18 protein-coding genes and 2 tRNA genes are annotated in these 24,519 nt (G+C 56.3%); 3 read left to right on the top strand and 17 right to left on the bottom strand.

Annotated features, from left to right (window positions below; translation table 11 throughout):
• Positions 1–9 precede the first annotated feature (9 nt).
• From rpsB to GFR01_RS11520, 16 genes are all read right to left on the bottom strand, one after another.
• Positions 10–795, bottom strand: a complete 786-nt coding sequence (gene rpsB, locus GFR01_RS11595) for a 30S ribosomal protein S2 (protein WP_063904759.1) — start codon at positions 793–795, stop codon at positions 10–12.
• Between the two features lie 171 nt (positions 796–966).
• A complete protein-coding gene (gene dnaE, locus GFR01_RS11590) occupies positions 967–4,389 on the bottom strand; it encodes a DNA polymerase III subunit alpha (protein ID WP_099182593.1) in 3,423 nt (1,140 codons plus the stop codon).
• A gap of 61 nt (positions 4,390–4,450) precedes the next feature.
• Entirely contained in the window at positions 4,451–5,140 is a 690-nt protein-coding gene (locus GFR01_RS11585; protein ID WP_099182592.1) for an ABC transporter ATP-binding protein, read from the bottom strand.
• Positions 5,133–6,380, bottom strand: a complete 1,248-nt coding sequence (locus GFR01_RS11580; RefSeq protein ID WP_099182591.1) for a lipoprotein-releasing ABC transporter permease subunit — start codon at positions 6,378–6,380, stop codon at positions 5,133–5,135. The genes GFR01_RS11585 and GFR01_RS11580 overlap by 8 nt, the downstream gene beginning before the upstream one ends.
• Complete coding sequence (gene proS, locus GFR01_RS11575; protein ID WP_099182590.1) at positions 6,380–7,696, bottom strand: proline--tRNA ligase; 1,317 nt, start codon at positions 7,694–7,696, stop codon at positions 6,380–6,382. The genes GFR01_RS11580 and proS overlap by 1 nt, the downstream gene beginning before the upstream one ends.
• Positions 7,697–7,711: 15 nt before the next feature.
• Positions 7,712–9,370, bottom strand: a complete 1,659-nt coding sequence (locus GFR01_RS11570) for a ribonuclease J (RefSeq protein ID WP_099182589.1) — start codon at positions 9,368–9,370, stop codon at positions 7,712–7,714.
• A gap of 51 nt (positions 9,371–9,421) precedes the next feature.
• Entirely contained in the window at positions 9,422–10,219 is a 798-nt protein-coding gene (locus GFR01_RS11565; protein WP_099182588.1) for a type III pantothenate kinase, read from the bottom strand.
• Between the two features lie 16 nt (positions 10,220–10,235).
• Positions 10,236–10,958 (bottom strand): biotin--[acetyl-CoA-carboxylase] ligase, encoded by a 723-nt coding sequence (locus GFR01_RS11560; RefSeq protein ID WP_099182587.1) that lies wholly within the window; start codon positions 10,956–10,958, stop codon positions 10,236–10,238.
• A 20-nt stretch (positions 10,959–10,978) separates the two neighbouring features.
• A tRNA-Val gene (locus GFR01_RS11555) sits at positions 10,979–11,053 on the bottom strand.
• Between the two features lie 74 nt (positions 11,054–11,127).
• Positions 11,128–11,415 (bottom strand): HU family DNA-binding protein, encoded by a 288-nt coding sequence (locus tag GFR01_RS11550; RefSeq protein ID WP_007282110.1) that lies wholly within the window; start codon positions 11,413–11,415, stop codon positions 11,128–11,130.
• 138 nt (positions 11,416–11,553) lie between these two features.
• The gene (gene lon, locus GFR01_RS11545; protein WP_099182586.1) at positions 11,554–14,106 is read right to left on the bottom strand and encodes an endopeptidase La; all 2,553 of its coding nucleotides are present in this window, start codon (positions 14,104–14,106) and stop codon (positions 11,554–11,556) included.
• A 157-nt stretch (positions 14,107–14,263) separates the two neighbouring features.
• On the bottom strand, positions 14,264–15,529 hold the full coding sequence (gene clpX / locus GFR01_RS11540; RefSeq protein ID WP_063904768.1) for an ATP-dependent Clp protease ATP-binding subunit ClpX: 1,266 nt from the start codon (positions 15,527–15,529) through the stop codon (positions 14,264–14,266).
• Positions 15,530–15,728: 199 nt separating this feature from the next.
• On the bottom strand, positions 15,729–16,373 hold the full coding sequence (locus tag GFR01_RS11535) for an ATP-dependent Clp protease proteolytic subunit (RefSeq protein ID WP_063904769.1): 645 nt from the start codon (positions 16,371–16,373) through the stop codon (positions 15,729–15,731).
• Between the two features lie 131 nt (positions 16,374–16,504).
• Positions 16,505–17,836 carry a trigger factor gene (gene tig / locus GFR01_RS11530; RefSeq protein WP_099182585.1) on the bottom strand — a complete coding sequence of 444 codons (1,332 nt, stop codon included), beginning with the start codon at positions 17,834–17,836 and terminating at the stop codon, positions 16,505–16,507.
• A gap of 56 nt (positions 17,837–17,892) precedes the next feature.
• A tRNA-Leu gene (locus GFR01_RS11525) sits at positions 17,893–17,977 on the bottom strand.
• A 69-nt stretch (positions 17,978–18,046) separates the two neighbouring features.
• Positions 18,047–19,471, bottom strand: a complete 1,425-nt coding sequence (locus GFR01_RS11520; protein WP_099182768.1) for an NAD(P)H-hydrate dehydratase — start codon at positions 19,469–19,471, stop codon at positions 18,047–18,049.
• 201 nt (positions 19,472–19,672) lie between these two features.
• Here GFR01_RS11520 and GFR01_RS11515 point away from each other — a divergent pair, with 201 nt between their 5' ends.
• From GFR01_RS11515 to GFR01_RS11500, 3 genes are all read left to right on the top strand, one after another.
• The gene (locus GFR01_RS11515) at positions 19,673–20,125 is read left to right on the top strand and encodes a hypothetical protein (RefSeq protein WP_099182584.1); all 453 of its coding nucleotides are present in this window, start codon (positions 19,673–19,675) and stop codon (positions 20,123–20,125) included.
• 773 nt (positions 20,126–20,898) lie between these two features.
• A complete protein-coding gene (locus tag GFR01_RS11505; protein WP_408870389.1) occupies positions 20,899–22,884 on the top strand; it encodes a DEAD/DEAH box helicase in 1,986 nt (661 codons plus the stop codon).
• Positions 22,877–24,202, top strand: coding sequence for a class I SAM-dependent RNA methyltransferase (locus GFR01_RS11500; protein ID WP_244902278.1), 1,326 nt, complete (start codon positions 22,877–22,879; stop codon positions 24,200–24,202). Before GFR01_RS11505 ends, GFR01_RS11500 begins: the two co-directional genes overlap by 8 nt.
• Here GFR01_RS11500 and GFR01_RS11495 read toward each other — a convergent pair.
• A complete protein-coding gene (locus tag GFR01_RS11495) occupies positions 24,147–24,503 on the bottom strand; it encodes a HesB/IscA family protein (protein WP_010501400.1) in 357 nt (118 codons plus the stop codon). The two genes, GFR01_RS11500 and GFR01_RS11495, sit on opposite strands and share 56 nt — an antisense overlap.
• Between the last annotated feature and the right edge of the window lie 16 nt (positions 24,504–24,519).

The raw sequence follows: 24,519 nt of genomic DNA, 5'->3' as shown, positions 1-24,519 counted from the left end.
CACGCTGTCTCAGTTAGCGGCTGGAGCCTGCTCTTCAGCGGCTTCCAGAACAGCCGTTTCAGCCGGCAGTTCTTCTTCAGCGCCGATGTCATGACCAGAAGCGGCCAGCTCAGCGGAAATACCGTCCAGAACCGCACCGGAGATCAGGTCGCAATACAGCGTGATCGCACGGATTGCATCATCGTTGCCCGGGATCGGGAACGTAACGCCAGCCGGGTTGGAGTTGCTGTCCAGAATGCCGATGACCGGGATGCCCAGCTTGTTGGCTTCTTCAACAGCCAGCTTTTCCTTGTTCGTGTCGATCACGAAGATCAGGTCTGGCAGGCCGCCCATTTCCTTGATGCCGCCGAGGGAACGCTCGAGCTTCTCGCGGTCACGCGTGATGTCGAGAACTTCCTTCTTCGTCAGACCAGCCGTGTCCCCACTCAGCATTTCATCGATCTGGCGCAGACGCTTGATGGAACCCGTGATGGTCTTCCAGTTCGTCAGCATGCCACCGAGCCAGCGGTGGTTCACATAGTACTGGCCGCAACGCTGTGCAGCTTCAGCAACATGCTCAGCAGCAGCGCGCTTTGTACCAACGAAAAGAACGCGACCGCCGTTGGCAACCGTATCGCGGACCAGCTTCAGGGCGCGATCAAGCAGCGGAACCGTCTGCTGCAGGTCGATGATGTGGACCTGGTTGCGAACGCCGAACAGGTACGGCGCCATGGCCGGGTTCCAGCGACGGGTGTGGTGACCGAAGTGAACGCCAGCTTCAAGCAGCTGACGCATGGTGAATTCTGGCATTGCCATGATTCAAATTCCTAGCATCTGGTTGGGCCTCCGCATGGCGACGTCCCTTGCGGAACACCAGAAAACCTCAGGGCCATGCGTGCGGATTGACCGCCTTCTCCCATGCGGGATTCCAGCGGACGAGCGCGATATGGCCGATCTTCAGTCAGATTGCAAGAAATTTCCGCCAGATCAGCGCTGTTCAGCCTTCTCGACCCCGCGAATGGTGCGCAGGCGTTCCGCAAGACGCGGCGTTACGCGATATGTACCCGGAAGCGCGATTTCAACATCTCTCGTTTCTTCAAGAGAGGGCAGGAAAACAACCTTTCCATGACCTCCTCGCATGTCTGCCAGCATCTCAGAAAGCGTTGGAAGTGCGTCCATCTGCTTCAGCCAGACACGCATTTCCGACCGTTCAGCCGCTGCGGCTGTTTCAAGATCCATGACACTCTGCGCCGTGATCCGCAGAGCGTCTCCATCAAGTTTGAGTTCCGCCTGAACAAGAATTGCCTGCCCAGCGACTAGCAATTCACGGCAGGATACTAGCGTTTCTGCAAAAAGCGTGACCTCACAGCCGCCGCCACTATCAGAAAGATTGACCCATGCCATCTTCTTGCCCGTGCGTGTCGGGCGCTCTTTCTTGTCAACAACGCATCCTGCGATCTTGACGCGCGTAGTCCCTGTTTTTGCAGCATTTTCCAAGGCGTTAGAGGGTGTAACACCCAGTCTTCTCAGAACAGTGCGATAAGCGTCCAGCGGATGGGCGCTCATATGAAAGCCAATGGCCGATGCTTCAAGCGACAGGCGCTCGAAATCAGGCCACGGACGCCCTTCATTCAGCCGCAGAATTTCTCGCTCCTGACCAGTTCCGCCGAACAAGCCGGACTGGCCCATCTGCTGTTCCTGAGCGCGAGACTGCGCGCGACGCAGCAGGATGTCAGCACTGGAAAAAACGATATGTCGCTCTTTAAGAAGACTGTCAAAAGCCCCTGATTTTGCAAGACTTTCTATCTGTATCTTATTTAGGCTCTTTGGATCACAGCGCTCTGCAAAATCCGTCAGGTCCTGAAAAGGTTTGTTTCCGCGGGCAGCGACAACGGATTCCATTGCAGCGGCACCGACACGCTTGATGGCGGAGAGTGCATAACGGATCCCCTGTCGACCATCTGCAAGTGTCTCAATGGAGAAGTCAGCCATCGACTTGTTGATATCCACAGGAAAGACAGGAATTTTCATCCGCCGCGCTTCCTGACAGAGAGCCGCCAGCTTGTCGGTCTTTTCCCGCGCCAGTGACATGCAGCCAGCAAGGAAGGCAACAGGGTGGTTCGCCTTCATCCACGCTGTTTGATAGGAGACCAGCGCATAGGCTGCAGCATGAGACTTATTGAAGCCATAATCAGCAAAACGAGCCATAAGATCAAAGACTTCGACAGCCTTGTCTTTGGGGATTCCTCTTGCCGTTGCACCTTCCGTAAAAATCTCGCGCTGCTTTTCCATTTCAGACGCGATCTTCTTGCCCATGGCACGTCTCAGAAGGTCAGCGCCCCCCAGACTGTAACCCGCCATCTTCTGGGCGATCTGCATGACCTGTTCCTGATAGACCATGATGCCATAGGTCTCTTCGAGGATATCACGGATCTCTTCGTGTGGCGGTTCCCATGGTTCCCCATGTTTGCGGCGACAATAATCCGGAATGTTGGCCATTGGGCCCGGACGGTACAGAGACACCCCCGCGATCAGATCTTCCAGACGGCTGGCGGCCATCTGCTTGAGCATGTCGCGCATACCGGCGCCTTCGAACTGGAACACGCCTGCCGTATCACCTTTGGCAAGCATTTCGAAGGTCTTTGCATCATCTAATGGAATACGTGAGAGATCGACGATAACCCCCTGTTCTTTAAGGAAATCCAACCCTCTCTTCAAGATCGTCAATGTCGTCAGTCCGAGGAAGTCGAACTTTACAAGACCGGCCTGTTCCACAAATTTCATGTTGTACTGGGTAACCAGCATGTCGCTCTTTGGATCACGATAGAGCGGCACAAGTTCGACCAGTTCACGGTCCCCGATCACCACACCTGCGGCATGAGTGGACGCGTGACGATAGAGACCTTCAAGCTGGAGAGCGATTTCCAGAAGCCGTTTTAATGACTCATCGCTATCCCGCATTTCCTGCAGACGCGGCTCCCCTTCAATCGCCTGCGCCAGCGTGACGGGTTTGGCAGGATTGTTCGGAATAAGCTCGGCAACGCGATTAACCATGCCGTAAGGCAGACCGAGTACACGTCCGACGTCCCGGACAGCCGCCTTCGCCTGAAGTTTTCCGAAGGTAATGATCTGGGCGACACGACTGCCCCCGTACTCTTCACGGACATAGCGAATAACTTCGTCTCGCCGATCCTGACAGAAGTCGATATCGAAGTCAGGCATCGAGACACGCTCCGGATTCAGAAAGCGCTCGAACAGAAGCCCGAAAGGCAGCGGATCGATATCCGTGATGGTCAGGGCATAAGCCACCAGCGATCCTGCGCCCGAACCACGTCCTGGTCCGACAGGAATATCGTGAGCTTTGGCCCACTGAATAAAGTCGGCGACGATCAGGAAGTATCCTGGGAACCCCATCTTCGCGATGATATCGAGTTCCGTCTGCAGGCGGTCGGAGTAGACTTTTCGCTTGTCCTCGTTCGCACTGATGGCCTCAAGCCTCTTTTCCAGCCCTTCCCATGCCATGGCCCGAAGAGTTTCCTCTTCGGTGGAGCCTTCGCGAACCTTGGGGCAGATTGGCAGCAGAGGTTTGCGTGTACAGGCAGCAACGGCACATTTCTGCGCAATAATCAGCGTATTGTCACAGGCCTCAGGCAGATCCTTGAAAATCTCACGCATCTCAGTGGGCGTTTTGAACCATGCCTGTGGAGAAACATGCCAACGATCTGCTTCGGCCATCGTCCGGCCCTGCGCGATACAAATGAGCGCGTCATGGGCTTCATGCATCTGAGGCGTCGGAAAGAAGCACTCGTTTGTAGCCACGAGGGGAATATCGAGCTTGTCCGCAAGCGGAATCAGAACGCTCTCAATCTCCTGCTCACCCGCCTCACCCAGTCGATTCAACTCGACGGCAATATTCCCGGGAAAGGCTTCAGCCAGACGACGCAGCAGCGCCTCTGCCTCGTCTTTCTGCTCATCATAGATCAGCCGATTGATCGGACCGCGGTTACCGCCGGTAAGCAGAAAGAGACCGTCCGCATGCTGACAGAGCACATCAGCGGCCACTGTCGGATCAGCAGGGTCTCCGTTGAGAAAACCATGCGATGACAGAATCTGGAGGTTGGCGAGCCCCGTCTCATTTCTGGCCAACACAACCAACGGCTCAGAGGGCGCGCCTGGTTTCGTACTACGTGATGGCAAAGAAAGCTGGCAGCCGACAATCGGTTGGACGCCAGCGTTGCGGCAGTAGAGAGAGAATTCGAGAGCACCAAAGAGATTGCCACTATCCGTCAGGGCAACGGCAGGCATTCCGTTTTTCGCAGCCAGACTCACGAGGTCAGAAATGCGAATGGCTCCCTGACTCAGGGAGTACGCTGAGTGATTACGAAGATGGACGAAATCGGCATGAGACATGCCACTCTTCTATCAGGACCGGCGAGCAGATGCAGCGTTCTTCTTGCCGGTCCATGACGGTTTAGAACGCGACGAGTTTTCCGTCTCGTAACGTCACCGTCCGATCCATCCGGGCAGCAAGCTCCTTGTTATGGGTCGCGATCAGTGCCGCAACACCTTCTTCCCTAACAACACGGAGCAATTCATCGAACACATGATCGGACGTTCCGATATCCAGATTACCCGTGGGCTCATCAGCGAGAAGAAGCTTCGGACGGTTAGCAAGTGCGCGGGCAATGGCGGTGCGCTGCTGCTCGCCCCCAGACAGTCGTCCCGGTAGCGAATTCAGGCGATGTGACAGCCCAAAGCGGCCTAGAAGATCTTCCGCACGCGCCTTCGCGACCTTTGCGGAGACCCCTGCGACAAGCTGGGGTAGCATCACGTTCTCGCAGGCGGTAAACTCACCCAGCAGGTGATGGAACTGATACACAAAGCCAATTTGATCCCGACGCACAGCAGTGCGCACGGCATCACTCAGGCCGCTGACCGGCTTCTCATCAATGTAAACCGTACCTTCAGTCGGCGCTTCAAGCAGGCCCGCCAGATGCAACAGTGTGGACTTGCCAGTTCCGCTAGGCGCAACCAGCGCCACGATCTCTCCGGAAAACAACGAAAATTCTGCCCCAGAGAGAATTTCCAGCGTTTCCTCGCCAGACTGGAAACGACGGGTCAGATTTTCTAACCGTAAGGCCGTCATTCGGGCTTCACTCATGACGCAGGGCCTCAATCGGGTCGGTCCGGGCGGCTCTCCAGGACGGATAAAGTGTGGCCAGAAGCGAGAGGACCAACGACATCGCTATCACTTCCCCAACCTGCGACCAGACGAGTTTGGCTGGCAGCCTCTCCAGAAAATAGACTTCCGGATTGAAGAGATTGGTTCCCGTCAGGGACTGGAGCCACTGGCGGATGCGCTCGATATTCAGCGCGAAAGCAATACCCAGCGCAGACCCCGCAGCGGTGCCGACGATCCCGACGAAGGCACCGTTCATCAGGAAGATCCGCATGATCGCGCCCCGGCTTGCACCAAGCGTGCGCAGCACAGCGATATCGCGCGTCTTGTCCTTCACCATCATGATGAGGGAGGAAATCACGTTGAAGGCCGCAACCAGAATGATGAGCGTCAGGATGAGGAACATCACGTTCTGTTCGACCGTGACGGCATCGAGAAAACCATTTGCGCTCTGCGTCCAGTCCAGAACCCGAAGACGTGGGTCATCGAGGCGCTGCGCAATGGCCTGACGCGTAGGCTGGACATTCGACGGGTCGTTGGTCGAGACCTGAATCAGGGAAACGGCGTTCCCGAGCATCAGAAACTTCTGTGCGGCAGGAAGCGGCACCAGAACGATGTTTGAATTATAGTCGTTCCAGTTGGCATCGAAAATCGCGGCCACATGATACGTCTTTACGCGCGGCATCGTGCCAAACGGCGTTGCCTGACCATCAGGGGACAGCAGCGTGATCGGAGAGCCAACCGTCAGGCCGGCGCGATCCGCCATGGTCGTCCCAATGGCAACCGCGTCGTCTCCAGTGAAACGATCAATCGATCCTGCAATAATTCCGTTACTCAGAGCGCGCCAATCACGAAGATCCTGCTGCGCGACACCCTGAACTTCCGCGCCCGTCGAGTACCGCCCGGCTTCCACGAGCACAGTCCCCTGCGCCATGGGAATGACAGATTTCACGCCCGGCACAGAACGAATAGCCTCGACGTCGTTCTGATAGGCCTCGATAGGACGACCGTAGCCAAACACGGTGAGATCACCGTGCAGGCCAAGAATACGCCCCATCAGATCAGCCTTAAACCCATTCATCACCGACATGACGATGATGAGTGTGGCCACCCCGAGCGCAATTCCGACCAATGAGAAAACTGCAATGATCGAGGCGAAGCGTTCGCCACGGCGGGCACGCAGATAGCGCCCCGCCACCATACGCTCGAAGCGGCCGAACATCAGGCGGCTCCGATCTTGGCCAGTGCTTCAGCCACCGGCAGTTCAAACCGCTCGCCGTCTGCACGACGCTTCAGTTCAACCTTGCCTTCCTTGGCACCACGCGGACCAACGATGATCTGCCAGGGATGACCCATCAGATCAGCATCATTGAACTTCACGCCTGCACGCTCGGAGCGGTCATCGTACATGAAGTTCTCAGGATCAGCCCCGTAGATCTCTTCGCAAATGGCATCACAGGCTTCGTCACCCGGGCGCAGATTCAGGATCGCAGCTTTGTACGGCGCGACGGAATCCGGCCAGATGATGCCCGCATCGTCGTGAGACGCTTCGATGATAGCACCAACCAAACGAGAGACACCGACGCCATAAGAGCCCATGTGAGGCGAGAATTTCGCACCATCGGCACCGCTGACTTCGATACCCATAGATTCCGTATACTTGGTGCCGAAGTAAAAGATGTGGCCAACTTCGATGCCACGCCCTTCCCGCTTGCGCTCATCCGGCACTTCCGCCCAAGCAGCCTCGTCGTGCTTCTCATCCGTTGCAGCATAGTGATCCGTCACGGAAGAGAAGAATGCAGCGAGATCTTCCTCGTTGTCACAATCCACCGGACGGCCCAGCCAATCCTGCTCTTCAAGAGCAGCGTCAAAGAACACGCCGCTTTCACCTGTCGGTGCCAGAACCAGAAACTCATGGCTGAGATCACCACCAATGGGGCCGGTATCGGCAACCATCGGAACAGCACGAACGCCAAGACGCTGAAAGATCCGCAGATAGGACAGCATCATGCGGCGATAGCTGTTGACCGCCCCCTGATAGTCCGCATCAAAGGAATAGGCATCCTTCATCAGGAATTCACGGCCACGCATCACACCGAAGCGCGGACGAACCTCATCACGGAACTTCCACTGGATGTGATACAGCGCCTTGGGAAGCTGCTTGTAGGAACTTACGGACGATCCAAAGATATCCGTGATCATTTCCTCATTGGTCGGCCCATAAAGCAGCTCACGACCATGACGGTCCTGAATACGCAGCATTTCCGGACCGTAAGCATCATAACGACCCGAACGACGCCACAGATCGGCGGACTGAAGCGTCGGCATCAGGACTTCCTGAGCACCAATGGCGTCCTGCTCTTCGCGGATGATCTGCTCGATGTTCCGCAGAACGCGCAGACCAGCTGGCAGCCAGGCGTAAATACCGGACGATGTCTGACGAACCAGACCTGCACGCAGCATGAGGCGATGAGACGCAATCTGCGCCTCCGCCGGGACTTCCTTCAGCGTCGGCTGAAAGGCTTTACTCAGACGCATACTCTATTTCTTCTCTTAGACGCGCAGCAGATGAACATCGACGAGCGGACGCTTCTGAAGCTTGCGCCCCAGTGCACGGCGCAGGGCCGTCTTGGCTGCATCACGGAATGCCGTGTCGTCCTGTCGCAGCTCATCCGGGATTTCGTCAATGGAATCAGCGAATTCTTCCTGAATGCGAATGCTTTCTGGATCTTCCGACTCAAGTAGGCCAGGTGCGCTGATCTTCGGCTCGCCGATGACATAGCCTTCGTCATCAACAGCAAAGCTTGCAATAACCATGCCGTTGAAGAGCATCTTGCGACGTGCGGCCAGAACGCCACCCGTCATGGGCAGAAGACGGCCACCATCCAGCGCCAGGCGACCAGTCGGTGCCGTATCGACAACTTTCACCTCACCCGGAGACAGGTTCAGGATATCGCCATCTTCCAGCAGGATCGGTTCAGAACCCATTTCATGGGCCAGAGCCGCGTGAGCCGTCAGATGGCGCCATTCACCATGGGTCGGAATGCTGTATTTCGGTCGGACGATGCCATACAGGACACGAATATCGTCGCCCGTTGCATGGCCGGACGTATGCACCTTTGCATCCTTGTCCGTCAGAACAGTCACGCCACGACGGGACAGGTTGTCCTGTACGGCCATGACAGCCTGTTCATTCCCCGGAATAACGCGTGAGCTGTAAATAACCGTGTCGCCCTCACCGAGGGAAATGTTTGGATGGGTATCGGATGCGATACGGGACAGGGCAGACCGAGGCTCACCCTGGCTTCCTGTGATGATCATCAGAAGATTGTCATCATGGACGTCGCGAGCATCCTGCTCCGTCAGGAACGGTGGCAGATCGCTGAAGTAACCGCACTCACGGGCAGCCGTTTCAAGATTGCGCAAGGAACGGCCGACGATCATGACCGCGCGACCAGCCGCCATGGCAGCCTTCGCAATGCTCTCAACACGCGCCACGTTACTGGCAAAGCACGTTACAGCCACACGCCCCTGAAGGCTTGTGATCAGATCCGTCAGGCCTTTGCGGACATCAGCTTCGGACTCAGAGCGACCTTCCTTCATGACGTTGGTGCTGTCACCCACCATAGCCAGAACGCCCTCGTCTCCGAGGCGACCGAATTCTTCAAGATCCGTCGTCGGGCCGACCAGCGGGTTCTCGTCAAGCTTCCAGTCACCCGTGTGGACGATGAGACCATGCGGCGTCCGGAGAGCAACAGCCTGCGCCTCGGCGACAGAGTGGGTTACCGAGACGAACTGAAGATCAAAGGGACCAACATGGAAGCGCGATCCCGGCATCACAACATGGATCTTCACCTGATTGACTAGGTGAGCCTCATGCAGTTTGCGACGCAGAACAGCTGCGGCAAATGGCGTGGCATAAACCGGGCAGCGCAGATACGGCCACAGATGCGCTACGGCCCCAAGGTGATCTTCATGAGCATGGGTAATGACAAGACCGCACAGGTCTTTAGCCCGATCCGCAATAAACGTGGGGTCTGGCATAAGAACTTCGGCTTCAGGCGTATCATTGCCCGAGAAACCAATGCCACAATCAATGGCGAGCCAGGTTTCCTTGTTGTTTTTTGTGAGGCGATAAAGATTGAAATTCATGCCGATCTCGCCCGTCCCGCCCAGAGGCAGGAAGGACAAACCGTCAGGTGTATCCGTCATAGTTGTTCCTTACGTGTGTTAACATCATCAGTGATATTCATTGCCGAAAGCCTACATGCCTTCGGGGGAATTGGTGTGCTGTGCCATCGCATTACGATCAGCCAGAAGACGGAGGCCATCCAGGGTCAGATCCGGGGCCATCACGTCAAACAGGTTGGTGCCCTCCGAAAACAGAGGCGCGAGACCACCCGTTGCAATAATCTTGGGGCGTCCGCCCATTTCTTCGGAAATTCTTCCTACGATCCCTTCAACCAGGCCCACATAGCCCCAGAAGAGTCCGGAACGCATGGCAACGCTTGTGCTTCGGCCAATAGCGTTCAGAGGACGCCCGATGCTCATGCGTGGCAAACGGGCAGCCGCTCTGTGCAAGGCGTCGATGGAAAGATTGACGCCCGGAGCAATCGCTCCACCACAGTACTGGCCATGTTCATTCACGACATCAAACGTCGTCGCCGTGCCAAAATCAACAACAATGAGAGGACCACCGTAAAAGTGCTGGGCAGCAAGACCATTCAAACGACGGTCTGCCCCGAGCTCAGCCGGGTTATCAACCAGTGCCTCTATACCCCAGTCCAGCCCCGCATTAGCCACAAGCGGCTCAACATCCAGCCATTGCCGACAGAAACGACGCAGATCGTATAAGGCGGCAGGAACAACGGTTCCGATGATGGCACGCGTGATGGAGCCAGCCTTCAGCCCGATGCGGTCAAACAGACCCAGAAGCCACACAGCATATTCGTCAGCAGTACGGGAGTCGCTCGTGGACATGCGCCATTGACCGGCCCACGACGATCCATCGTGGACTGCGAACACAACGTTGGTGTTGCCAGCATCAATGACGAGAAGCACGTTTCAATCCGGTCCTTCAGTCCAGCAGGATATCGCCGGTTACAACCGGTATGGTCTCACCATTTGGGAGAGCGAGAAACAGACGCCCCTGCTCATCCAACCCTGAAAATGAACCTGATATATATGTTTCACCACGCTGAACCGCAAGATGACGCCCGACAGGATGGGCACGTTCAAGCCATGCCTCCCGGATTGGGGCGAATCCTTGAGCTTCCCAAATACTGATCCAATGATCCATCTGAAGGGTCAGGCTACGCCCAAAGACTGCCGGGTCAGGTACCACAGCCACTTCGGACAATGCAGAAAGCTTGCGGCCTTCAATTTGCGGAGCCTGCCGAAGATTGGCTCCAATGCCAACGACGACCCATTTATGATCCGCGCTTCCTCCCGCTTCAATCAGAACGCCTGCCATCTTGCGTTCAGAGAGCAGAAGATCATTCGGCCATTTCAGCATGAAGTCAGCTTCACCACTACTGAACTGACGTGCAGTCTCGTAAAGACTCAGGGCGGTCAGGAAAGGAATGGCGGCTAGGAAATCTGTTGATTTTTCAGGTCGGAAAAGAAGGGATATTGCTAGGTTTCCACCGGGATCTACCCAGCTTCTACCTCGAGTTCCGCGCCCTGATGTCTGGGCAAAAGCCTGAATAGCGAGCTTTTCTTGCGCTCCAGCCTCGGCTTTCTCTTTCAGGAGATCGGAAGTCGATCCCAACGTCTCATAAAACTCGAAACGCCAGGTCATATGTGCAGTCAGTCTTCATGTGGTGGGCGATGACAGGATTGAACTGCCGACCCTCTCGGTGTAAACGAGACGCTCTACCGCTGAGCTAATCGCCCTCAGAAAACACGTGGTCTATATACACGGTTCTGAGCGCCCGTAAAGACACCCAGAACCATAAAAGCGAATTTTTTTATTCGCTTACGGCGTCCTTAAGACCCTTGCCCGGCTTGAAACGGACAGAGGTGGATGCCGGAATGTCGATCTCTTCGCCCGTGCGCGGGTTGCGGCCCTTGGCAGCCTTACGCGTAGCGGTCACGAAGCTACCGAAGCCAACGAGACGGACTTCCTGCTTCTTGGCAAGCGTCTTCTCGATCGTGCTGAACACCGCATCGACAACTTCGCTGGCCTTTGCCTTCGGAAGATCGGCAGCGTCTGCAACGGCGGCGATCAGTTCCTGCTTGTTGAGGGGCTTCTCCATGATGTGCCTTTCTGGTGTTAGAGCACCTAAGCCTGCCTCCGAAGAGTCTTGCAGCTCAGGTGCTTGTTCGATCTGCGGCCGCACTATGAAGCGCTTTTTGGCCGCGTCAACTGTAAGAATCGCAGAAGGACCCAACCATTAGTGCGGAAGTACCGCTGGAGAGGCTTTCTCACCAGCAATTCCGCTCATCGGATCCATGCTTTCATCCCATTCAATCGCCTCTGGCATCCGCGTGAGGGCAATCTTCAAGACCTCGTCGACATGAGCCACCGGGATGATTTTGAGTGCATGACGGACATTCTCAGGAACCTCTGCGAGATCCTTTTCATTGTCTTTCGGAATCAACACGGTCTTGATCCCGGCACGTAGCGCAGCCAAGAGCTTTTCCTTCAGACCACCGATCTCGAGCACACGACCACGCAGCGTAATCTCGCCCGTCATCGCAACATCCCGGCGAATGGGGATCTGCGTCATGATGCTGACGAGAGACGTTGCAAGTGCGATACCTGCAGACGGACCGTCCTTCGGTGTGGCGCCCTCGGGAAGGTGGACGTGGATGTCCCGCTTTTCAAAAAGCGGTGGCCGGATCCCAAAGTCTTGAGCGCGAGATCGGACATAAGACAGGGCTGCCGCGATGCTTTCCTGCATCACGTCACCTAACTTACCCGTCTGTTTCACCTGCCCCTTGCCGGGAACCATAACACTTTCAATGGTCAGGATTTCACCGCCAACCTGTGTCCAGGCGAGACCAGTGACGACACCGACCATATCTTCTGTCTCGGTTTCCCCATGACGGAAACGCCGCACACCTGCGTATTTGCCCAGATTTTCCGGTGTGATCTCAACATGCGTGACGCCCGTCGTGATGATCTCCTTCACGACCTTGCGGGCCAGTCGGGCAATTTCACGCTCGAGATTTCTGACACCCGCTTCACGGGTATAAGACCGGATCAGTTCGAGAAGCGTCTCGTCAGAAACCGTCCATTCACTCGGCTTCAGATTGTGAGCCTCGGCCTGCTTCGACAGCAGGTGTCGGCGTGCAATCTGTACCTTTTCGTCTTCCGTGTACCCGGAGAGATTGATGATCTCCATACGGTCCAGAAGCGGCTGAGGCATGTTGAGGCTATTGGCCGTTGTCACAAACATCACGTCTGAAAGATCATAATCGACCTCCAGATAATGATCGGCAAAGGTGGAGTTCTGTTCCGGATCCAGCACTTCAAGAAGCGCGGAAGACGGATCGCCTCTCCAGTCAGCACCCAGCTTGTCGATCTCATCGAGCAAGAACAGCGGATTGGACGTCTTTGCCTTTTTCATGCCCTGAATAATTTTTCCTGGCATGGAACCAATATACGTCCGGCGATGCCCACGGATTTCCGATTCGTCCCGCACACCGCCCAGAGACATACGCACGTACTGACGACCCGTTGCTTTTGCGATAGACCGCGCCAGCGATGTTTTACCGACACCGGGAGGCCCTACCAGACACAGGATCGGTCCTTTGATCTTCTGGGACCGTGTCTGAACGGCGAGATATTCAAGAATGCGTTCCTTGACCTTCTCAAGACCGTAGTGCTCAGCCTCAAGCACGTCTTCGGCGTGCGTGAATTCCTTGGTGATCTTGGAACGCTTTTTCCACGGAATACCCAGCAGCCAGTCCAGATAATTCCGGACCACCGTGCTCTCTGCAGACATCGGGCTCATACCGCGCAGCTTCTTCAGCTCGGCATGGGCCTTTTCCTTGGCTTCACGACTCAGCCGCGTCTTGTTGATCTTCTCTTCAAGCTCGGCAAGTTCGTCCTTGCCGTCTTCGCCTTCGCCAAGCTCCTTCTGGATCGCCTTGAGCTGTTCGTTGAGATAGTATTCGCGCTGCGTCTTCTCCATCTGCCGCTTCACGCGGTTCCGGATGCGCTTCTCAACCTGCAGAACGCCGATTTCCGTCTCGATATGAGCAAAAACCCGCTCGAGACGCTGCTCGGCGGAGGGCATTTCAAGAATTTCCTGCTTTTCGGAAATCTTGAGGTTCAGATGGCTCGCAATCGTATCCGCAAGCTTGGACAGATCATCGATCTGGTTGATCGAGACCATGACCTCAGGCGGAATCTTCTTGTTCAGCTTGATATATTGCTCGAACTGAGAAACCGTCGAACGCCCCAGAGCCTCCAGGTCGCTACCCGGCGTTGCGGACAACGGCGCGTCTGCAATTTCCTCAACCTCGGCCTCGAAATGCCCATCCACGTCAAACAGTCGAGTGATATGGACCCGGCGCGTACCCTCGACGAGAACCTTTACGGTTCCGTCTGGCAGCTTGAGAAGCTGAAGAATGGTTGAGACAGTTCCGTAGCGATAGATATCGTCAACAGACGGATCATCCTGCGAGACATCCTTCTGCGCGACAAGCAGGATCTGTTTGCTGTCCCGCGTAACCGCCTCAAGGGCTTTTACAGATTTCTCACGCCCAACGAAGAGCGGAACAATCATATGCGGGAAAACGACAATGTTCCGCAGTGGAAGGACAGCCATGACATCGTGACGAACAGGTGAGGCTGCCTCCGTCAGAACTTCTGCCGGAGCAACCTCTTTAGCGGCCTTGGGCGCACGAGGTTTACGGACGGTCTTTTTTTCAACAACCGCAGCATCGTCCACTTTCTTTGTGCGGCGACGCGTCTTGGGCTTGGTATCGTCAGTCATTCACTTGATCTCCGTAGGGACGATCTTACGGCCCCCGCCCGCCTGGCAGCGCGAGCACCGTAATGTCTCTTCATGCAGAAAGGCACGAATTCAGACAGCGTCTGTCTTCAATGTTGTGACAAAAAGGCCGACTGACAAGACGGCCTTTTCGACATCTTTAAGCAGACTGTTCAGTCGGCTCGCTTTTACCCTTCCCGTACACATAAACCGGGTTGGCCTTGCTCTCCGCCACTTCACGATTGATGACGACTTCCTCAACACCTTCCAGCCCGGGAAGATCGAACATCGTTCCCAGCAGGATGTTTTCCATGATGGAGCGAAGCCCACGAGCACCGGTCTTGCGCTCGATCGCACGCTTCGCGATGCCAGAAAGTGCATCTTCCGTGAAGGACAGCTTAACCCCCTCCATTTCGAACAGGCGCCCGTACTGCTTGGTCAGAGCATTCTTAGGCTTGCTCAGAATCTGGATCAGCGCAGCTTCATCGAGATCGTTCAGCGCGGCAATAACCGGCAGACGACCGATGAACTCCGGAATCAGACCGAACTTCAGCAGATCTTCAGGTTCTACTGTCTGGAGAATGGCACCCAGACGACGTTCGTCATCCGAACGCACATCTGCACCAAACCCGATGCCGGACCCTTTGCCACGTGCGGAAATGATCTTGTCTAGCCCTGCAAAAGCACCACCACAGATGAACAGCATGTTCGTGGTATCAACCTGCAGGAATTCCTGTTGCGGATGCTTACGGCCACCCTGCGGAGGAACGGACGCAACCGTCCCTTCCATCAGTTTCAGCAGAGCCTGCTGCACACCTTCACCCGAAACGTCACGGGTGATGGAAGGATTGTCGGACTTGCGGGAAATCTTGTCGATTTCGTCGATATAGACAATGCCACGCTGCGCGCGTTCTACATTGTAGTCCGCAGATTGCAGCAGTTTCAGAATGATGTTTTCGACGTCTTCACCCACGTAGCCGGCTTCAGTCAGCGTCGTAGCATCCGCCATTGTGAATGGGACGTCGAGAATACGGGCCAGCGTCTGCGCAAGAAGGGTCTTACCGGAACCGGTCGGGCCAATCAGAAGGATGTTGGACTTCGCGATTTCGATGTCACTGTTCTTCTGAGCGTGAGCAAGACGCTTGTAGTGATTGTGAACGGCAACCGAAAGCGCACGCTTGGCCTCAAACTGCCCGATTACGTAATCATCCAGGACCTTGCAGATTTCTTTCGGTGTCGGAACACCGTCACGAGACTTCACGAGGTGCGTCTTGTGCTCCTCGCGAATGATATCCATGCAAAGCTCGACGCATTCATCACAGATGAAAACTGTCGGACCAGCGATCAGCTTGCGAACTTCGTGCTGGGATTTCCCACAGAACGAGCAATACAGGGTGTTTTTGGAATCGCCGGATTTGTTGCTCATCGCTGTTCCTCTTTCCCCTCACGCACGCACCGACCGCTTTCGGCAGCAGACATGCGGAAGCACTTAAAAACTTTAGGCCGAGGTCTCAGCCTTCGGCAACCCCGGAGCATACAGCTCCAAGACATGAAAAGCGGCATATCGGGATGCCGCTTTTCCATTCCAAGGGGAGCAACCAGCCCCCCTCACCTTATAAATGAACTTAGTCCTGGCTTGCGGCCACATTGGGATGACGCCGTACAACCGCATCGATCAGACCAAATTCCTTTGCTTCCTCTGCGGACAGATAGCTGTCACGCTCGAGCTTGCGCTCGATTTCTTCCAGCGTCTGCCCCGTGTGCTCACGATAGATCTCGTTCAGGCGCTGACGGATCAGTAGGATTTCACGAGCCTGAATTTCGATATCAGACGCCTGACCCTGTGCACCACCAGAGGGTTGATGCACCATCACACGCGCATTCGGAAGGCAGTACCGATGCCCCTTCTCGCCACCAGCAAGAAGAAGCGAGCCCATGGATGCCGCCTGACCGATACAGACCGTGCTAACCGGGCAACGGATATACTGCATCGTGTCATAGATCGCGAGACCGGCAGAAACGACACCGCCCGGACTATTGATATAAAAAGAGATTTCCTTGGTCGGGTTCACGCTCTCAAGATAAAGGAGCTGTGCACTGATCAGGGAAGCAACCTGATCGTAAACCGGACCGGTCAGGAAGATGATACGCTCCTGAAGGAGACGTGAAAAAATGTCGAAAGCTCGCTCTCCGCGGGCAGTCTGCTCGACTACCATCGGCACCAGAGAGTTGTTGAACACCTCGACGGGATCGCGGTCCCCAATGGTCATACTGTCTGTTCCTCAATGCCCGATGGGCTGTCTGTACTCTCTAACATGGACCCGGGAGAGCGTTCCGTCAAAGGGAGCAGACAGCAAAACGGGCACTCCGAGGAGTGCCCGCCTTTCCTGCGTCAGTGCTCTCAGAGCTCTGCAGGCGGGATTTCTGCGAGTTCTTCCGGCGTGACTTCTTTCTCGGTGACATCAGCCAGCTCGATCAGATAGTCAACAACCTTGTTTTCCAGGATCGGGCCACGGAGACCCTCAACAGCCTGCGGGTTCTTGGAGAAGAACTCGAAAACCATCTTTTCCTGGCCCGGGTAACGCTGGGCTTCCTGCTGCATTGCACCCAGCAGTTCTTCGCGGGAGACCTGGATTTCCTGCTTGCGGCCGATTTCAGCCAGCAGAAGACCCAGCTTCACGCGACGCTCTGCAATGCGACGGTAATCTGCACGCAGGGTCTCTTCGTCCTTGCCTGCGTCTTCTTCGTCCATACGACCGGCTTCACGGTCCTGCTCGACGCGGGCCCAGATCTGACCAAACTCTGCATCAACCATGCTCTGCGGTGCTTCAAAGTCGGTCTTCTCGGACAGTGCGTCCAGAAGCTCGCGCTTGATGCGCAGACGGGAAAGCTGCTTGTACTCGCCTTCAGCCTGCTCCGTGATCAGGGAACGGATCTGCTCGATGCTATCGAGACCGATCTCCTTGGCCAGATCGTCGTTGATTTCCGGATCAACAGGCTTCTTCAGGGACTTCGCCTTGATGTCGAAGGTCACGGCCTTACCAGCCAGTTCTTCAGCCTGATAGTCTTCCGGGAACGTCACGTTGATAACGCGTTCTTCCCCAGCCTTCATGCCTTCCATCTGCTCGGCAAAACCCGGGATGAAGCCTTCACCACCGATTTCGACGTTCACATCTTCAGCCGTGCCACCGTCGAACGGCGTGCCATCAAGCTTGCCCACGAAGTCAACGCAGACTACGTCGCCCTTTACGGCAGCACGATCTTCTTCGATAGCGTCAAACTTGCGGCTACGACGAGCAAGGTCAGCCAGAGCCTTGTTCACAACGTCTTCGTCAACCTTGGAGGTCAGACGCGTCAGCTTCAGACCGGACAGATCCGGAACGCCGATTTCCGGCAGAATTTCCATCTCGATCTTGAACTCAAGATCGCCGTCGGACTCTGGAGCGGAAACTAGTTCGACCTTCGGCTGCATTGCCGGCCGAACGTCCTGTTCCTGTACCAGCTTGCCAACGGTGTCGTTGATGACTTCTTCCATCAGCTCTGCGTTGACGGCAGCACCGTGACGCTGCTTGACGAGAGAGGCCGGAACCTTGCCCGGACGGAAGCCCGGAAGCTTGATCGTGCGCGCAACTTCAGCGAGTCGGGCTTCACGACGAGCCTGCAGGTCGGCAGACGGAACAACGACAGTGAAGGCGCGCTTAAGTCCTTCGTTGAGCGTGGGCGTAACCTGCATGAGCCAGGCGATCCTCTCGGTCGGGTAAGTTAAAATCTCTTCTCAGGAAACCGGGTTGGTACGGGCGGAGGGACTTGAACCCCCACGACTTGCGCCACCAGAACCTAAATCTGGCGTGTCTACCAATTCCACCACGCCCGCTCAGCCCCGTCTCCGGGGTTCGTGTTACCGAACCTTGGAAGCGCGGCCTTTAGCGCATGACACGCTACTTCACAACAGGGCGGCCACCGGGTTTTTGCTTAAATCGGCCTCGGAAAGCTCTGTTGCACGCCTCCGGGCGGCTCCCAGCGGAAGATCCAGATCCTCTGCCACGGGCCAACCACCATGCTGCCTGGCGGCCTGTATTCCTGCTTCCCCATGCAGCCACACACCCGCACAACAGGCTTCCCAGACGTCCATCCCCGCCGCCATGAGGGTTGCGATCACGCCGGTCAGTGTGTCACCCGATCCGGCGGTCGCCAGTGCGGATGTCGCATGTGCATTGATGGCAATCCGGCCGTCAGGTGCCGCAATAATGGTATCCGGCCCTTTCATGACCATAACCGCATTAAGCTGTCGTGCCGCAGCGAGAGCCGCATCCGGCCGACTTCCCTCAACCGGGCCGAACAGCTTCCTAAATTCCCCGATATGGGGGGTAACGGCCGCAACCCCCTTTAGGCGGGAAAGATCTTCAGCGCCCCATGCAAGCGCTCCTGCATCTGCCAGGACAGTTCGGTTGCCCTCCAGAAGTTCAGGCAGCACCTCTGCCACTTCATCAGGTGTCAGGCCCGGCCCACAGATCCAGACTTTTCGCCGCTGATCTTCCAAAAGCGATGACAACGGCCCATCATCGACAATCAATCCGGGATCACCGAGTCGGTATGCCTCCGCAGCCTTGCCTGCTGCAATCCTGACGAGCCCCGCACCAGTCCGACGTGCAGCCTTTGCAGCCAGCCGCGTCGCTCCCGGCATAACAGTTCCGCTACACACGCTCACGACACCCCGACGATATTTGTAATCTCCGTCTTCGGAGACGGGGAGCGTCCAAAGACCAGGCCAGTTCAGGCTGATTTTCGGCGCAAGCCCATGCCATGCCTCTGCGGGCATACCAATGTCCGCACAGACCAGCTCTCCGCACAGACCTTTACCCGGCTCAAGCAGATGCCCCGGACGCGGGCGAACGAACGTTACAGTCAACGCACAGGACTGCGCCTGCCCCAGCAGCTCACCTGTCAGCCCGGACACTCCACTCGGCATATCAATGGCGACCCGAAGAGGAACGGCCTGCAATACGGTTGCTACGTTCTCCTGAACAGCTCGTTTGAGGCCTGAGCCAAAAACGGCATCCACAACCATATCGGCCCCTTCAACAGAGCGGACATCGAACGGCAGTACTGGCCCATTCCAGTGACTGGCAGCATCATAAGCGGGGCTCCCCTCTCTGGGAGCCGCCATCGCCACGACACGCACTGGCCACCCCCACTGAGCAAGAAGTCGGGCAACGACATAACCATCCCCGCCATTATTTCCCGGACCGCACACCACAGCGACCCGACAGGGTGCGAACCGCTTGCGGATGGCGCGCGCAACTGCCCATCCCGCATTTTCCATCAGTTGAGAAACGGGAACTACCGCTGAAGCAGCATGATCCATCATGTCGCTTTCTTGAGGTGTCAGCAGGGCAAATGGATATGAGGACACGATTATGTTTCTCCTGATGGCATCACTGTTTACAGAAAGCAGAGAGCACTCCCGCGTTCCCTATGGCCTTCTGACGATGGGGTCGGGTAATCTTGCAACGACACGTCAGGGATAAGCCCTGCCTTTCCTTTACGCACCTGACCATGATGAGGATCAATGACCGGTTCAATTGTCTGGAGCCTTGTGCTCGCAATCCATCTTCTCTGCATGACTTACTGGATTGGTGGTTCCATCTATTCAGCCTTGGTCGTCCGCTCCACGGTTGGCTTGCTTGATCCCGGGCCACGCGCATCCGTTCTGCTGCAGAACTACACCCGGTTCTTCAAGGGACTCTGGCAGGTTGTACCGTTTTCGCTGGTCAGCGGCTGGGCGCTGGTAATCCATGAAGGTGGCTTTGGCGCCGTGAACTGGACGATCAACGCTATGCAATTGATCGGTATCGCAATGGCGATCGTTTTCATTACCACTGCCCGTGGCCCCTTCCTGCGCGCCAGACGGGCGCTCCGCCCACAGGCAGCCATTTTTGACACTCTGCGCAACAGGACCGTCCTGATGGCGGGACTAGGTCTTCTGAACATTCTGATTGCAGCCATGGCGCACGGCATGTGATTGTGGTAGCGATATGGCGCTTCATGGGCTGTATCGCTTGCTTTTCCAGCGTTTAGCCGATAACGCACCAATTTAAAGTTGCGGGACACGTGCCCGCCCTCAACTCCGGCCCAGTCCGTCAGGTCTGTGCCGTCAACGAGAGTCTCGAGAGTCATTTGAGCGCGAAAACGACCTCCGGTCCTTCCAAGTCCCGTACCTCTGCCCCTGCAAAACGCGGCCGTCCCGCTGGCGTTCGTGCAAAGGCAACCAAGAATTCAACGACCGAGACAGAGGGCCTAGATGCGGTGACCTCCGAGCCGGCCGCTACGGAAAAGAAGGCGCGCGTCCGCCGCGTCGCTGCGGAAAAGGCTGCCACTGAGACAGCCACCACGCCGGTTCGCCGCCGTGCAAAGACAGCAGAAAAGATCGCATCCGAAACGGAAACCGATTCTGCGGAGCCGACTCGGGTTCGTCGTACCCGGTCCACAAAAGCGCAGACCGACGACACTACAGCCGAGGCTGTTCTTCCATCACGCCGTCGGACGCGCAAAGCCGACAGCGTTGTCGAAGACGTGGCTGAAACAGCATCTCAAGAAATTCCCGATTCTCCCGCACCAAAACGTAGGGGCCGGAAGCCTAAAACTGCTACCATTGAACCTGTAGCAGAAGAGAATATTCCTCCGGCGCCAAAGAAACGTGGACGGAAGCCAAAGGTCGCTGTTGAGGAAACTCCAGCTATCAAAGAACCTGCGGCCGTTGAAGCGGCTAAACCGCGTCGTGGTCGGAAACCCAAAGTGGTGGCTGAGGTCACCACGGAAGATAGTACCTCCACAGCGCCTAAGAAGCGCGGACGCAAGCCCAAGATAGTTGTTGAGGACACTCCAGCTGTCGAAGAACCTGTTGCTGCTGAAACTCCCAAAGCACGTCGTGGCCGTAGACCCAACGCAATAGCTGTAACTGAAAATGTTCCCAACTCAGCGCCTAAAAAGCGCGGACGGAAACCAAAGCACGTTCCTGAACCGACACCCGTTGCAGAAGAAATAGCATCAGTTAGCGTAGAAAACTCTGAGCTACCAACGAGTTCCGCAGTCGAGACGACCAAAGCCCCCTCACGTCGTGGGCGACCAAGAAAAAATTCTCGTCCTGTCGAAGTATCCGTAGAAACCCCCGTAACTGAAGTTGCAGCTGTCGTGGAAATCGACACGACATCGCCTGCAGCACCGGAGCCTTCTGAAACACCGAAGGCACTTGCCGATCAGCCACGCTTTGCAGATCTGGGCCTTGCAGAACCCATCATGCGGGCTATTCAGGAGCTGGGATACGAACATCCGACTCCAATTCAGGCGCAGGCAATTCCTGAAGTCCTGAAAGGCCACGATGTATTGGGTGTGGCCCAGACTGGCACTGGAAAGACAGCCTCCTTTACGCTGCCCATGCTTGAGAAGCTCTCGGGGTCCCGCGCTCGTGCAAGAATGCCCCGTTCGCTCATTCTTGAACCGACACGGGAACTTGCATTGCAGGTGGCCGATAACTTCAAGCTCTACGGCAAATATCTCCGACTGACCCATGCGCTGCTGATCGGTGGCGAAAGCATGGCTGAGCAGCGAGAGGTGCTGAACCGCGGTGTAGATGTCCTCATTGCGACACCTGGTCGTCTTCTTGACCTGTTTGGTCGCGGTGGCCTCCTGCTAACGCAGACGAGCACGCTCGTGATCGACGAGGCAGATCGTATGCTGGACATGGGCTTCATTCCTGACATTGAGAAAATTGTCGGTCTGCTGCCCCGGAACCGTCAGACATTGTTCTTCTCGGCGACAATGGCTCCAGAAATCCGTCGTTTGGCGGACGCGTTTCTGAACAACCCGGTGCAGATTACGGTCTCACGCCCTTCTTCCGTAGCAACGACGATTGAAGAAGGGCTGATCGTTGTGGAAGAGGACGAGAAGCGCCGAGCTCTTCGTAAACTCCTCCGCTCGCAGGATGTTCAAAGTGCAATCGTGTTCTGCAATCGCAAGCGTGATGTGGACATGCTGCAGCGCTACCTGACGAAGCATGGCTTTGCAGCCGGTCACCTGCATGGTGATCTGGCGCAGTCCCTGCGCTTCTCGACGCTAGACAGCTTCAAGTCAGGAGAGCTGAAAATTCTCGTCTGCTCGGATGTCGCCGCACGCGGAATTGACATTGGCGGCCTCTCTCACGTCTTCAATTTCGATCTTCCCTTCAATGCGGAAGATTATGTGCATCGCATCGGCCGGACAGGCCGTGCAGGTAAGCACGGTCATGCATTCAGCATTGCTGGCCCGCGTGATCGTCGACTGCTCGAGGCCATTGAGACGCTAACGGGCAAGGTTATTGCACGGCTTGAGGTTCCTGAGATTCGCTCCGTTGATTGGGCACAGGAAGACGAAAACGGTCGTCCAATCATGGCGCCCAAGCAGCCTCTTCCGGCTCAACAGAACGCAGTCGAAACCAGTAATGATGACGACTTGGAAGGACAGCGCAGAAAACGACGCCGTGGTGGTCGCAAGCGCAACCGCCGGGATGACGTGATGGAGACATCTGTCTCTATCACGGAAGAAGTCCCCGCTCTTCAGCCGGTTCAGACTCGCAAATCCATTGAGCTGGCGCCTGCCTTTGAGAACGATGCTCCGAAGACCGGTTTTGGGGGCGATACTCCAGCCTTCATGCTGGTTCCCCGTCGGCGTCGGCTTTCAGTTTCTGGAGAAACAGATCTGACGCTTCCTGTTCAGCACGATGCTCGTCACTACGGTGATGAATAACCCCGGGACCGGAGCTTTCCCCCTCCGGATTGAAGGTCTCGGCGCCGCAGGTGACGGCGTCGCCCATCATGATGGGCATGTTCTTTTTCTGCCTGGCACACTGCCGGGGGAAGAGGTACTTGCCCGCTTTTCGGGGACTCGTCCTGAACTGATCGAAATTACACATCCATCTGCGGATCGCGTAACGCCACCATGCAGCCTTTTTGGTGAGTGTGGAGGATGCGCGATCCAGGAAATGGCGCTTCCGGCCCTTCTGAACTGGAAGACAGCCCGAGTTTCCGCCGCTCTGGACGCCGCTGGCTTTGAAGACATTGCGCTTCCCACGCAGTACCAGACAGCGCCCTATACGCGTCGACGGATGGATCTCGCAGTTCAGCGTATTCCCGGAGGCATTATTCTGGGGCTGCATCGCCGAAATGGTGACCCCGTCGATATGACGGAATGCCACCTTCTGCATCCAGACCTTTTTGCACTTCTCACCCCGTTACGAGAAGTGCTTGGAACGCTCGGTGCCCTGACAGGGCGCGGCAGTCTGGTGCTGAACCTGTTGGATAGCGGCCCAGACCTGACGCTTTCCACGCCGGCAGAACTGACGAGTGCTGATCGCAGCAAGCTGGCGGCTTTTGGTCGGACTTACAATCTTCCAAGAATATCATGGCAGAATCCGAAAGACCGTTCGATTGAAACGGTTTCTCAGACGAAACCCGTCAGGGAGCGCTTTGGAGAGGTAGAAACATCTCCGCCGCCTGCTGCTTTCCTTCAGGCAACACGCGACGCTGAAAACGCCATTGTTCAGGCTGCTGTTGAGGGACTGCCATCCCTTAACAAAAAAGACATCACCGTAGAGCTTTTTGCGGGCTGCGGCACCCTGACCTTCCCGCTCTCAGAAAAGGGACGTGTGCTCGCGTATGAAGGCGAACTCGCTGCTGCGAATTGTCTGAAAGCCGCCGCTGGTGGTCGACGCGTTGAAGGCTATCAGCGGGACCTCATGCGTCAGCCGCTTCTTCCGCATGATCTGAAATCGACGCGTGCTGTCGTTCTGGATCCGCCATATGCGGGCGCTGGAGCTCAAACAATCCCGCTCGCCAAGTCTGGCGTGAAGGACATTGTCTATATCAGTTGCAATCCGGCAGCTTTGGAAAAAGATGGCCGAGCTCTGAAGGAGGCGGGATACTCCCTTCTGAACTGGACGGTCGTGGATCAGTTCCTCTGGTCCACGGAAGTGGAAACGGTTCTTGTGTTTTCACGTGATCCGAAACGGATCAAACGTGAAAACTCTCGCCGCAGCCACAACGCCCCTTCTCATTTGGATTCCTGAACGTGAACCCGGCTTCGAGGTCTTTGACCTCGTAGTCCATCACCGTTCCTGTCAGAAACAGGGTAGCCTTGCGGTCCACCAGCAGGGTTACGCCCTGATCTTCCACGCGCTCATCAGTGTCAGCCGGTTCCTTAACGAAAGTCATCTCGTAGGACAGGCCTGAACAACCCCGTGTTCCTACGCCGATCCGCAGCAGTTCACCTTGATGAGCCCCGGCATAAAGCACCCGTAATCTTTGAGCAGCGCGGTCGGATACGGTCATAAGCGCCGGAAGCGGCCGACGCGTCAGAGTTTCGGACATCGTTTTTGCCCTTTCA

Source organism: Gluconobacter frateurii, assembly GCF_002723955.1.
GTDB classification, from domain to species: Bacteria; Pseudomonadota; Alphaproteobacteria; order Acetobacterales; family Acetobacteraceae; genus Gluconobacter; species Gluconobacter frateurii.
The sequence above is the reverse complement of the archived record's forward strand: the minus strand, read 5'-3'. Positions and strand labels throughout refer to the sequence as shown.